The following is a 12,171-nucleotide window of genomic DNA, read 5'->3' as shown; positions in this document are numbered from 1 at the left end:
CGGTGATGCTGGGGACGGTGACGTTTCCGGTGTTGGTGCCGTCGAACGCGTACATGTTGTGGTCGCCGAGTCCGGTGACTCCGTCACCGTCGACTTCGACGACCGAGGCCGTCTTGTCGAGAAGAAGGGCGGGGGTCCACACTGCGGGGATGATCTCGTCATCGGTGTCGGTGACGGTGGGCCCCGCCTTCGGCGTGCCCGTGGCGCGTGCGCCGTTGGTCAGGGGCGCCCTGTCGAGGTCGCCCTGCTGCACGACGTAGGTCGCCGTGCAGGTCAGCGTCGCGCCGCTCGCCAGGGTGACCGGCGCAGGCTTGTCACACACCAGCGCGCTCATGTCCCCGATGCCCGAGAACGAATCCTCCGTGATCGCGACGTCGGTGAGGCTGGTGTTGACGACGGTGTTCGTCGGCGCCTTCGGCGTGGTGTTCGTGGCCACGAATGTGTAGGTCGCGATATCGCCGACCGCGTCGTAACTCGTGATGTTCGAGGTCTTGACGATGTCGATCGACGGCTGGATCACCTCGAGCGACGCATTGGCCGGCGGGTTGAGGTTCGTGGTGATGTTGGCCGGACCGTTGATGTAGGTGCCGTTGACCGCCGACGTCACGTCGACCGTGACCGTGCACGACGCACTGCCCAGCGCGAGGTCGCCGCCCGTGACAGACACCGTCGTTCCGCCGGCGGGGGCTGTGACCGTGTAGGCCGCTCCGGTGCGCTGGATGCAGGTGCCGCCGATGTTCGGTGCGGCTGCGATCTTCAGGTTCGTCGGCAGCGCGTCGGTGATCGACCAGTCGCTCTTGGCCATGAGGTCGGAGGTGTTGGTGACCGTCAACGTCATCTTCGAGGTCGATCCGTCGGTGATGACCGTGGGGCTGAACGCCTTGTCGAGCTGCGGGGTGACATCGACGATCTGCGGCAGGTCGAAGGCGACGTCGTTGCCGGATCCCGTCGCGGTCGCGTTGTAGAGCGAGAGGCCGAGGTTCGCGGTGGTTCCGACGGGCACCTGGTAGGCGGCCGACTGCAGCTTCGCGGTCTGGGTTCCCCAGAAGGTGTTGTTCGCGCAGGGGTTCAGACCGGTGCTGAGCACCACCGGACTGCCGTTCACGATGAGGCTGAATGTCTCTTTCGGCTGGTTCGCTCCTCCGGCGGCCGGGCAGTTGACCGCTGCGAAGTACGCCGACACGGCGTAGTAGTGACCGCCGATCGCCGGGATCGTGTTGACCGTGCGGAATTGCGTACCGGCGGCGATGACGCCGTTCGCCGCGTTGGTGTACGACGTCAGCACCTGGTTCGTGGCCGCCTGGGTAGCCGTCTGCCCCTGTGCCACGCCGAGCGCCTGCGCCATGCCCTGCAGCACGGGCCACGTCGTGGTCAGGTTGTTCAGGCAGCCGAGGTCGGTGACGGGAGCAGTGGGCGTCGCCGCGCTCATGACCCATCCGTTGCACTGATTGCCTGCGGGCGTGTACTGCGCCGAGGCGGTGTAGGTCGAGTTCGCGGCCGCCGAGCCGCCGGTGTAGGTCGTGATCGATCGCGCCACGAGCGCTGCGCTCTGGTTCGAGAAGTCTTCGGTGTAGACGGGCGTGCCCGTCTGCGGAGTGCCCGGGCTTCCCGGCACCGTTGCCGCGGCCGTGATCCCGGAGTTCGGGGCGAGAGTCACGCCGGTGACGAGGGCTCCTGCGACGGCGAGCGCACCGATGAACCGCGTCAGCGCCCTGCGGCGTGGTGCCGCGGCGGTGCGGTGAATCCGCGCCGTCATCCGATCGTGTGAGCTGAAGCCCATGTGTGCGTCCCCATCCCGGCCCGCGGTCCTTCGCCGTGCGGCGAGTGACCGGCGTGCGCCTTCCCCTGTGTGCGTTCGATCCCCAGTACGACGGGCAGTCGAGGCTGCCCGCTACATACCCAGACCCTCGCGCAGGCGTTTCATGACGATCGCTCCGAAACTTCTTGGATCGGATCGTGCGGAGCTGCCCTAGGCTCGCTGCATGTTCAGCGTCGAGACCCTCGCGACCTTCGTCGTCGCGGCGTTCGTCATGGTCGTGATCCCCGGGCCCACCGTGCTCTTCACGATCGGCAGAGCGATGGCCCTGGGGCGCCTCGGGGGGTTCCTCAGCATCCTGGGCACGGCACTCGGCTCGATCGTGCTCGTCGTCGGCGTCGCGCTGGGCGTCGGCACGGTCGTCGCCCAGTCGATCGTGCTCTTCACGATCGTGAAGGTGCTCGGCGCCGGGTATCTGATCTACCTCGGCGTACAGGCGATCAGACACCGCAAAGACGCAGCGGAGTCGATGAGTGGCCCGGTGCCTCGGCGCTCAGGCGGGCGACTGCTCGCCGAGGGATTCGTGGTCGGGGTCACCAACCCGAAGTCGATCGCCTTCTTCCTGGCGATCCTGCCTCAATTCGTCGACCTGCACGGCGGGTCCGTGCCGGCGCAGCTCTTCGTTCTCGGCGCCATCGTCGTCGCGATCGGGGTCGCGTGCGACGCCGTGTGGGTGCTGCTGGCGAGCGGGGCGCGGGACTGGTTCGGTCGGTCACCCCGACGGATCGAGGCGATGAGCGCCACCGGCGGCGGGCTCATGATCGCGCTGGGCGCGTTCCTCTTGGTGTGGAGCGAGAAGCCTTCGACCGCCTGAGACTGCTCGTCACATGTCGGCGTAGCGCGCACGCACGAAGGAGAAGACCCCGTAGATCGCGAGGCCCACTCCGACGAGCCAGAGGATCGCGCGTCCGAACGGCAGATCGATGAGGCTCCGCAGCGCGGCGTCAAGACCCGCCGCCTTCTGCGGATCCTGCGTCCATGCGGCGACGATGAAGAGAAGTCCCGTCACCGCGACGGCGATCCCCTTCGCGATGTAGCCCGCGACCCCGAGCGCGATGATCCCCGGCCGGGAGGGGCCCGAGGGCACGTCCATCGTCTTCTCGAAACCTCTCGTGAACCCGATCACGATGAATCCGACGCCCACCCCGCCGACGGTGAGGCCGAGGATGATGAGCGCCACCACACCTCCCGGCGCGGAGAGGACGAATGCGCTGAGCGCCCGCGTCGTCTCCTCGGACTCGACATGTCCGCCGAAGGCGAAGATCAACGCGAGCCCCGCGATCACGAGGTACGCGCCGGCGATGCCGATGAGCTTGATCCGCATGCCCCACTTGCGGGGCTCCTTGCCGCCGGCGAGCATTCCGCTCGCGACCTGCCAGACGGCGAGCGCGATCAGCGCGACGGCGATGGCCCCCAGCAGCAGGCCTCCGATCGGGGTCGAGCGGATCTGCTCCATCGCACCGTCCTGATCGGCATCCCCGCCGCCGCCCGTGGCGATGGAGACCGCGATGGCCCCGATGATGATGTGCACGAGGCCGACCACGACGAAACCGGCCCGTGCCACGCGCCGGAATGCGTCGGACCGCTGAGCCGTGCGCGCGGCGCCCTTCGGTGAGGTCATCCGAGCAGGATATCGCCCTCGCGCTCGACCGGCTGCCGCAGGATCGTGCGGAGCTTCTCGGGTGCGGCCCGCCTGACATCGCTGAGGTAGATCTCGTGATGGAGCCCGGTCATCCGCAGTCCGTTCTCGGGTACGAAACGGGTGTGCAGCTCGTCGAGCACGGGCGCCTCGTCGTCGTACGGGCCGACATGCAGCGTCTGCACGCAGAGCCCCTCGTCGAGAGTCTCGAGGCGCACCGAGTGCAGCGCCGGGGACTCCTGCTTCTTCTTGGCCGTCTTCGCCGTCACCGCGTCGACCGACGCCGCGAACATCTCGGGTGTGACGTGATCGGGCACCATGATCATCAGCGTCCACAGCCAGACCGACTTGTCGCGCCGCGACGTGAACGCCTGCATGTCGGGAGCGTGCCAGAGTCCTTCGAGCGGCATGACCACCGTGTCGACGCCCAGCTCGTCACGGCTCGCGAACTTGAGCGAGTACGCGAGCGGGAACAGCGCAGACACCGCATCCCCGTAGGCCCGAGCGGTGTTGGGGTCTCCCGCGCCGTCGACCATGAGGTACTGCATCGGGGGGACGTCGAGTATGCGAAACTCCCCGCGGCGGGCCTTGTACGCGTCGAGCGTCTTCTTGGGGTCGATCGCCATCGCGGTCAGCTCCGCTCCCCCGGATCGGCGAGCAGCTCGGCGAACGCCAGTTCGGCCGCGCCGATCAGCAGCCTGTCGGGCCCGAGCGCCGCCGGACGGATCTGCAGCCCCTCGGCGCTCTCGGTCATCGCGAGAGCGCTGACGTCGTCGGCGATCTGCTCGGCGCGCAGATCCGCGAGGGTCGCGAGGAATCCGCCGGGGACGATGAGCGCCGGATTGAGCACATTCACGGCATTCGCCAGGGCGCTCGCCAGGACGTGCGGCTGCCGGGTGATCTCGTCGGCGACCGCCGTCGACGTCGCTCCCGAGGAATCGGCCGCCGAGAGCTCGGCACCGAGCGTCTCGTCGTCGGCCGCATCGAGCCCCACCGCGTCGAGGAGCAGCCGACGGCTCACCTCGGCTTCGAGCACTCCGTCGGAGGTTCGGCGGTCGTCGTCGGCGGTGATGCGCGGGCGGTTCTGGCCGAACTCGCCGGCATAGCCTCCGGCACCCGCGACGGGCCTGCCGTGGATGATCAGGCCGCCGCCGATGCCGGCGGCGCCGCCGTTCAGGTAGCCGATGTCGTCGATGCCCCGCCCCGCGCCGTAGCGGTGCTCGGCGATCGCACCCAGCGTCGCGTCGTTGTCGACCACGGCCGGGGATCCCGTCGCCGAGCGCACGAGCTGCGCGAGGGGCACGTCGGTCCATGCCAGGTGCGGGGCGTTGCGCACGACCCCATCCGACGAGCGGACGAGTCCCGGCACCGCGATCCCGATCGCCTGGATCCGCACGGTCGCGAGCGGACCCTCTCGCCACACTGCGATCCGGTCGGCGATCGTGGCGGCCACGGCATCCGGTGTCGGCAGGTCCTGGTTGTCCAGACGCTCGCGCACCAGGATGCTGCGGTCGAGGCCGACCGCAGCGATCTCGATCGCATCCACCTCGGGGTTCACCGCGATCGCGACGACCTGGGCCGACGCCGTCACGACCGGCGAGGGACGCCCGACCCGGCCCGGCACGTCGGGCACGCGTTCGTCGACGACCCCCTGTCGCACGAGCTCGGCCACGAGGTCGGCGATCGTCGAGCGGTTGAGTCCCGTGCGCTCGGTCAGCGCGGCCCGCGACTGCGCGCCGTCTTCGTGCACGAGCCGCAGGATGCGGGCGCGATTGTGCGGGCGGGTGCCCGGCGCGGGGCTCGGCGATGTCGGCATCCCTTCACTGTAGGGGGTGGACGCGGCTCCTGTCATGGGATATGTTGTCAACCACAACTTATTTGATGACCTGCACAGGAGCAGCCATGAGCACCCCCACCCGCGATGACAAGTTCTCCTTCGGCCTCTGGACCGTCGGCTACAACGGCGCAGACCCCTTCGGCGGCCCCACTCGGCCCGCGCTCGACGTGGTGCACGCCGTCGAGAAGCTCGCCGAGCTCGGCGCCTACGGGCTGACATTCCACGATGACGACCTCTTCGCCTTCGGCTCGACAGACGCCGAGCGCCAGACGCAGATCGACCGCCTCAAGGGCGCTCTCGATGACACGGGCCTCGTCGTGCCGATGGTCACCACGAACCTCTTCAGCGCACCGATCTTCAAGGACGGCGGCTTCACTTCGAACGACCGCGACGTGCGCCGCTATGCGCTGCGCAAGGTCTTCCGTCAGCTCGACCTGGGTGCCGAGCTCGGCGCCCAGACCTTCGTCATGTGGGGCGGCCGCGAGGGCGCGGAGTACGACTCCGCGAAGGACATCCGTCAGGCGCTCGAGCGCTACCGCGAGGCGGTCAACCTGCTCGGCGACTACGTCACCGACAAGGGCTACGGCATCCGCTTCGCGATCGAGCCGAAGCCGAACGAGCCCCGGGGCGACATCCTGCTGCCCACCCTCGGCCACGCGATCGCCTTCATCGACTCGCTCGAACGCCCGGAACTGGTCGGCGTGAACCCCGAGGTCGGTCACGAGCAGATGGCCGGGCTCAACTTCACCGCCGGCATCGCTCAGGCGCTGTTCCACGGCAAGCTCTTCCACATCGACCTGAACGGCCAGCGCGGCATCAAGTACGACCAGGACCTGGTGTTCGGGCATGGCGACCTGCACAACGCCTTCTCGCTCGTCGACCTGCTCGAGAACGGCGGCCCCGGCGGAGTCCCCGCCTACGACGGCCCTCGCCACTTCGACTACAAGCCCAGCCGCACCGAAGACGAGAAGGGCGTCTGGGATTCGGCAGCCGCCAACATGCGCACCTACCTGCTGCTCAAGGAGCGGGCAGCGGCCTTCCGTGCCGACCCCGAAGTGCAGGAGGCGCTGACAGCCGCTCGGGTCGACGAGCTCTCCACCCCGACGCTCAGCCCGGGCGAGACGTACGATGACTTCCTCGCCGATCGCTCCGCCTATGAGGACTTCGACGCGTCGCAGTACTTCGGCGGCAAGGGCTTCGGCTTCGTCCGGCTGCAGCAGCTCGCGACCGAGCACCTGCTCGGCGCGCGCTGAACACCATGCCGCTGGTTCTCGGGGTCGATTCATCGACCCAGTCGTGCAAGGCCGTGGTCGTGGACGCGTCGACCGGAGCGGTCATCCGCTCGGGTCGCGCGTCTCATCCTGAAGGCACCTCGGTCGACCCCGAGGCCTGGTGGCGCGCTCTGAATGCCGCGATCGCGGAAGCGGGTTCGCTCGACGACATCGCAGCCTGGTCGATCGGGGGCCAGCAGCACGGCATGGTCGTGCTCGACGAGTCCGGGCGCGTGATCCGCGACGCCCTGCTGTGGAACGACACGCGCTCGGCGGGTGCCGCCCACGATCTGATCGACGAGTTCGGGGCATCCGCACTCGCCGTCCGCACCGGTCTCGTGCCCGTGGCATCGTTCACGATCACGAAGCTGCGGTGGCTGCGCGACCACGAGCCCGAGAACGCCGCGCGCGTGGCGGCGGTCGCGCTGCCCCACGACTGGCTGACCTGGCGCCTGCGGGGCTTCGGCCCCGACAACCCCGTGCTCGACGAGCTCGTCACTGATCGATCCGACGCGTCGGGCACCGGGTACTGGAATCCTGCGACGGGCGAGTACGACCGCGAGCTGCTGGTCGCAGCTCTCGGGCACGATGCGATCCTGCCCCGCGTGCTCTCGCACGACGAGTCGGTGACGGATGCCGATGGTCGACGGGTCGGCGCGGGAGCGGGAGACAACGCCGCGGCCGCGCTCGGACTCGGCGCCGTGCCCGGCGACGTCGTGGTGTCGATCGGCACATCGGGCACGGTCTGCGCCATCAGCGCGACGCCGCTGAGCGACCCGACCGGGACGGTGGCGGGCTTCGCCGACGCGACAGGCAACTTCCTGCCGCTCGTCGCGACGCTCAACGCCGCCCGGGTGATCGACGTCACCGCCGCACTGCTGGGGGTCACGCACTCGGAGTTCAGCGACCTGGCTCTGCACGCATCGCCGGGAGCCGGGGGCCTGACGCTGCTGCCCTACTTCGAGGGCGAGCGCACGCCCAATCTGCCCGATGCCACGGCATCCCTCACGGGTATGACGCTCGCGTCGACGTCGAGAGAGAATCTCGCCCGTGCGGCCGTCGAGGGGATGCTCCGAGGACTCGGCGCGGGTCTCGACGCGCTGCGCGACCTCGGCATCCCGCTCGAACGAGCCCTGTTGATCGGTGGCGGAGCGCAGTCGGAGGCCGTGCGCCGCATCGCGCCCGAGATCCTCGGACTCCCGGTCGAGGTGCCCGAGCCCGGCGAGTACGTCGCACTCGGCGCCGCACGCCAGGCGGCAGCGCTGGCCGTCTGAGCGTCGGGCATACGCCCCTTCAGGAGGAGCACTGCGCTTCGGGCTGACGGATTCGCCGCATCCGTCCTCCCCACGCGCAGTCTTCCTCCCGAACGGTTGACGACCGACCGGCCAGAGCGACCGGATGCCGTCAGCCGGCGAGCACCCGAGCATCCCGCTGCGCGATGATGCTCAGCTCGGCTGCCGTGAATGCGTGCGCCTGCGTCATCGCGTGCTCGGTGCGGTCGAGGCAGTCGCGGATGAGCTGCCCGAAGAACGGGTACCCGGTCTTGCCCGTCGCGTCGAAGCGGAACTGGCCGTCGTGATTGACGAGCAGCACCTGCCCACCGCCGTTGTCGGTGGTGATGTCGGTGTACTTGCGCAGCTCGATGTAGCCGTCGGTGCCGAGCAGCACGGTGCGGCCGTCGCCGAAGACGTCGAGCCCGGCCGGGGTGAACCAGTCCACGCGCACGTAGCCGGTGGTGCCGTTGTCGAGCACGACGTGCGCGTCTCCGAAGTCCTGCAGACCCGGGGTGTCGCGGTGGGCGTAGTTCGCGACGGTCGAGCTGACGATCTCACCGTCGGTCGCGCCCGTGTAGAAGAGCATCTGCTCGAAGTTGTGGCTGCCGATGTCGCAGATGATCCCGCCGTACTGCTCGGGGTCGTAGAACCAGTCGGGCCGACCCGCGCCGATCCGGTGCGGGCCGAACGACGCGACCTGCAGCACGGTTCCGATCGCTCCACGGTCGATCAGCTGCCCCGCGAGGATCGCGGCTTCGGAGTGCACACGCTCGCCGTAGTAGACCGCGAACTTGCGACCGGTACGTGCCACGGCCTCGCGGGCCGCGGCGAGGTCGTCCATCGTCGTGATCGCGGGTTTGTCGGCGAAGAAATCCTTGCCCGCATCCAGCACGCGCACCCCGAGAGGAGCCCGCTGATTCGCGATCGAGGCACTCGCGACGAGCTGCACCCGAGGGTCGTCGAGCACCTCCTGCTCGCTCGCTGCGGCCCGCGCCTGCGGGAACCGCGCGACGAGATCCGCGACCTTCGCGGGGTCGGGGTCGTAGACGAGCGAGAGGGTCGCACCCGCGGCGACGAGCTGCTCTACCATGCCGACGATGTGTCCGTGGTCGAGGCCCACCGCCGCGAAGGCGAACTCCCCGGGGCCGACCACCGGCTCGGGCAGCGGATCGAAGGTGTAGGTGCGGGTCATCGGTCGTTCTCCTCGTCGGTGACGTCGTAGGTGCGCAGGCGTCCGCACATGCCGAATCCGCGCTCTCCCACCGAGGGTACGGCCTGGTGGACGCGGGCATCGGCGAGATGCGAGACGGATCCGGATGCCACGGCTTCGGCGAGAGCGAGCGACTGCTCGGCCTGCGCCAGCGGACGCTCTCGCACCAGGTCGCCCCACGCCGCGGCACGATCGCGTACGAGAGCACCGGCGGCGGCGTGGAAGGCATCGAGAGGGGCGCGGTCGCCGCGAGCCACGGCATCGCGCAGCGTCTCGAACCCGGCGACCGCGAGGTCGCGTCGTGCGGTTGCTCGCTCTGCTCGTCCGTCTTCGCCTCCCTCTCCGTCTTCGTCTCCGAGAGAGGCTGCGGCAGCGTACGCGCTCGAGTTCGCCACGACCTGCGCGGGGAACGTCATGACCGCATCTCCCGCCTCCGGCAGCCCTGCATTGCTCATCAGCACGACGACCCGCAGATCGCCGCGGTTGACGGCACGGTGGATCGTGCCGGGGGTGAACCAGACGACCGATCCCGCCGACAGGGCGGTCTCTCGGAAGCCGTCGGCGTCGATCGCCTGCAGCGCTCCCTGGCCCGAGACGACCACGTACGCCTCTGTCGAGACGAGGTGCATGTGCGGGCTCCCGCCGCAGATGCCGTCGGTCGCCGCATCGGTGTAGACGTCCAGATGCGACAGCGATGTGCCGCCGGGGAACGAGGATGCGCTCACGATGCCGCCTCGGCGAGCGACGCGGTCTTCTCGAAGAAGTGCGGCGCCTTCGCCACGAGCTGGCCTGCCCGGTAGTACGGGTCGGATGCCGTGATCGGCAGAGACACGAACCGGCGTTCGAAGTCCGCCTTGTAGATGGCCGTCACCACCTCGACCGCGTTGCGTCCGTCCAGTCCCCCGGCGATCGGCGGCCGTCCGTCACGGGTCGCGCCGAGCAGATCGCCGATCTGGCCCTCATGCCCGAGGTGAGCGAGAGGCGTGCGCGCCGCGACGGGCTCCTCGATGCGCGCCACCACGTCGGCGTCGCCGCCCTGCTCGGGGAACCCGTCGGGGCGAGAGCGCTCGGCGACGACCGAGAACGGCTGAGACACCCGGGCATTCGCACCCTGGATGACGATCGCCTGTTCCTGACCGTGGTGCACGACCGAGCTGGTCAGCTGGGCGAGGCCCCGGTCGTAGCGGAAGACAGCGACCGAGAGGTCCTCGACCTCGGCGTTGTCGTGCTGGGCGTTGGTGAGCATCGCCGTGATCTCGGTCGGACTCCCCCGCAGCCACAGCAGCAGGTCGATGTGATGGATGGCGTGGTTCAACGTGCACCCGCCACCCTCCTTCTCCCACGTGCCACGCCACCACAGGTCGTAGTAGGGCAGCCCCCGCCACCACGCCGAGTCGACGCGGACGTGCGAGATCGACCCGAGCAGCCCGGAGTCGACGACGTCTTTGAGGGTCGCGAGGTCGTCGCGGAACCGGTTCTGCGCGACGACCGAGAGCACCCTGCCAGAGCGCTCCTGGGCCTGAAGCATCGCGTCGCACTCTTCGAGCGAGGGAGCCATGGGCTTCTCGACCAGCACATGGAGGCCGGCATCGAGCGCAGCGATCGAGAGAGCGGCGTGGGTCGACGGCGGGGTGGCGACGCTCACGACGTCGACCAGACCCGAGGCGATCATCTCGAGCGGATCGTCGAACGCCGTGACGTCCGTCAGCCCGAAGGCTTCGGCCTTCTGCGCGGCCTTGCCGGGTACGACGTCGGCGAGACCCGCGATCACGCACTGGTCGGGGAACGCGAGGTATCCGTCGATGTGCGCGTCGGCGATCCCGCCGGTGCCGATGATGCCGATCCTGAGCATTCCCTGCCTCCTCGATGAGGTGTTACTACGTATTACTAAGACGTAGTAGATACTATCGAGAGGAACACCGGCCACGTCAACCCCGGAAGGAGAGATGCCATGGACCGACGCCCGACCAGCCATGACGTCGCGCATCTCGCCGGGGTGTCGCAATCGACGGTGTCATTCGTGTTCACCGGGCGCCCTGGCATCTCCGAGGCCACCCGAGAGAAGGTGCTGCGTGCGGCATCCGAGCTGAACTATCGGCCGAATCTCGCCGCTCGTTCGATGCGCACCCACCGCACCGGCCGCCTCGCTGTCGTCGTGCCGATCGCGACGATCAACCCGCTGACGCTGCTGTCGGGGGCGATCGCCGCCGCGCGGGACGAGGGATACGTCGTCGAGGTGGTGAGCCTGCCGGAAGAGCAGACCGCGCGCGACGAGAGACTGACCGAGGTGGTCGAGTCCGGGCAGTACGAGGGAATTCTCGCGTTCACGCCGCTCCCCTTCACCGACACGACCGGCGGTGGGCCCATCGTGCTCTCGGTCGGCGAGTTCGACGACGCCATGCACATGACCGGCGAGTTCACCGACTCACGTCCGATCGCCGAGATGATCGAGCGGCTGGCAGCCCAGGGCCACCGTCGATTCATCCATGTGGCCGGGGCCGAGGACTTCCCCTCGGCACGAGCACGCCGCGATGCCTACCTCTCGACGATCGACCGACTCGGGCTCGAATCCCTCGGACTGACAGACGGCGACTGGAGCGGGAAGGCCGGGGAGGATGCGATCGACGCGCTGCCCGACGATGCTCCCCCACTCGCCGTGATCGCCGCGAACGACGTCCTCGCGACCGGCGCCATCCGGGCTGCCACCCGGCGAGGGTGGAAGCTGCCGCACGACGTCGCCGTGACAGGCTGGGACGACCACCCTCAGAGCGCGTTCCTCGTGCCCTCGCTCACGAGCGTGGTGCAGGACCGCGAGCGTCTCGGCGCCTACTCGATGCACCGACTCGTCGCGGCCGTGCGAGGTGGCGAGCCGCCCGAGAAGCCCGACGGACTGCTCACCGTCGTCTGGCGCGAATCGACCGAATCCCCCCGATGACACACCCGATGACACCCCCGACCTGGAGGCTCGTATGAAGATCCTGATTCCGAACACCATCGACCTGCCGGTCACCGCCGACGTCGAGACGGTCGTCTACGACATCGACGCAGCGATCCCTGATGAGCACCGCGATGCCGAGGTGCTGGTCGTCTGGCACAACTCGTCGGCATGGCTGCAGGACGCCGC

At 69.0% G+C, this 12,171-nt stretch carries 10 protein-coding genes and 1 pseudogene; 4 read left to right on the top strand and 7 right to left on the bottom strand.

All coding sequences use genetic code 11. The features are described 5' to 3' along the window. Positions 1-1,756, bottom strand: a pseudogene (locus tag J7E68_RS06190) (hypothetical protein); the annotation flags it as partial. A 226-nt stretch (positions 1,757-1,982) separates the two neighbouring features. Between J7E68_RS06190 and J7E68_RS06185 the strand changes: the two are divergent. Then, positions 1,983-2,630 (top strand): LysE family translocator, encoded by a 648-nt coding sequence (locus J7E68_RS06185; protein WP_215170850.1) that lies wholly within the window; start codon positions 1,983-1,985, stop codon positions 2,628-2,630. Positions 2,631-2,639: 9 nt separating this feature from the next. Here J7E68_RS06185 and J7E68_RS06180 read toward each other — a convergent pair whose 3' ends face one another. The 3 genes from J7E68_RS06180 to J7E68_RS06170 are packed head-to-tail and all read right to left on the bottom strand — an operon-like array spanning position 2,640 to position 5,271. After that, positions 2,640-3,437 carry a DUF1206 domain-containing protein gene (locus tag J7E68_RS06180; protein ID WP_215170849.1) on the bottom strand — a complete coding sequence of 266 codons (798 nt, stop codon included), beginning with the start codon at positions 3,435-3,437 and terminating at the stop codon, positions 2,640-2,642. Beyond that, positions 3,434-4,081 carry a GyrI-like domain-containing protein gene (locus J7E68_RS06175; RefSeq protein ID WP_215170848.1) on the bottom strand — a complete coding sequence of 216 codons (648 nt, stop codon included), beginning with the start codon at positions 4,079-4,081 and terminating at the stop codon, positions 3,434-3,436. The genes J7E68_RS06180 and J7E68_RS06175 overlap by 4 nt, the downstream gene beginning before the upstream one ends. A 5-nt stretch (positions 4,082-4,086) precedes the next feature. Beyond that, positions 4,087-5,271, bottom strand: a complete 1,185-nt coding sequence (locus J7E68_RS06170; protein ID WP_215170847.1) for an ROK family transcriptional regulator — start codon at positions 5,269-5,271, stop codon at positions 4,087-4,089. An 86-nt stretch (positions 5,272-5,357) separates the two neighbouring features. Between J7E68_RS06170 and xylA the strand changes: the two genes are divergently transcribed. Beyond that, the gene (gene xylA / locus J7E68_RS06165; protein ID WP_215170846.1) at positions 5,358-6,545 is read left to right on the top strand and encodes a xylose isomerase; all 1,188 of its coding nucleotides are present in this window, start codon (positions 5,358-5,360) and stop codon (positions 6,543-6,545) included. Positions 6,546-6,550: 5 nt separating this feature from the next. Then, positions 6,551-7,837: a xylulokinase gene (gene xylB, locus J7E68_RS06160; RefSeq protein WP_215170844.1), complete on the top strand. Its 1,287-nt coding sequence runs from the start codon at positions 6,551-6,553 to the stop codon at positions 7,835-7,837. 130 nt (positions 7,838-7,967) lie between these two features. On the opposite strand, the gene J7E68_RS06155 is transcribed toward xylB, so the two are convergent. Genes J7E68_RS06155 through J7E68_RS06145 form a run of 3 tightly spaced genes read right to left on the bottom strand, consistent with a single transcriptional unit; the run spans position 7,968 to position 10,899 of the window. After that, complete coding sequence (locus J7E68_RS06155) at positions 7,968-9,029, bottom strand: Gfo/Idh/MocA family protein (RefSeq protein ID WP_215170842.1); 1,062 nt, start codon at positions 9,027-9,029, stop codon at positions 7,968-7,970. After that, positions 9,026-9,772, bottom strand: a complete 747-nt coding sequence (locus J7E68_RS06150) for a cupin domain-containing protein (protein ID WP_215170840.1) — start codon at positions 9,770-9,772, stop codon at positions 9,026-9,028. The genes J7E68_RS06155 and J7E68_RS06150 overlap by 4 nt, the downstream gene beginning before the upstream one ends. Beyond that, positions 9,769-10,899, bottom strand: a complete 1,131-nt coding sequence (locus J7E68_RS06145) for a Gfo/Idh/MocA family protein (RefSeq protein WP_215170838.1) — start codon at positions 10,897-10,899, stop codon at positions 9,769-9,771. The genes J7E68_RS06150 and J7E68_RS06145 overlap by 4 nt, the downstream gene beginning before the upstream one ends. Positions 10,900-10,998: 99 nt before the next feature. On the opposite strand from J7E68_RS06145, the gene J7E68_RS06140 reads away from it, so the two are divergent. Next, the gene (locus J7E68_RS06140; RefSeq protein WP_215170836.1) at positions 10,999-11,982 is read left to right on the top strand and encodes a LacI family DNA-binding transcriptional regulator; all 984 of its coding nucleotides are present in this window, start codon (positions 10,999-11,001) and stop codon (positions 11,980-11,982) included. Positions 11,983-12,171 lie beyond the last annotated feature (189 nt).

Origin of the sequence: Microbacterium sp. ISL-103 (assembly GCF_018613995.1) — a bacterium.
Lineage (GTDB): Bacteria > Actinomycetota > Actinomycetes > Actinomycetales > Microbacteriaceae > Microbacterium.
Note: the sequence above shows the minus strand (reverse complement) of the source record. Positions and strands in the feature narration are given on the sequence as shown.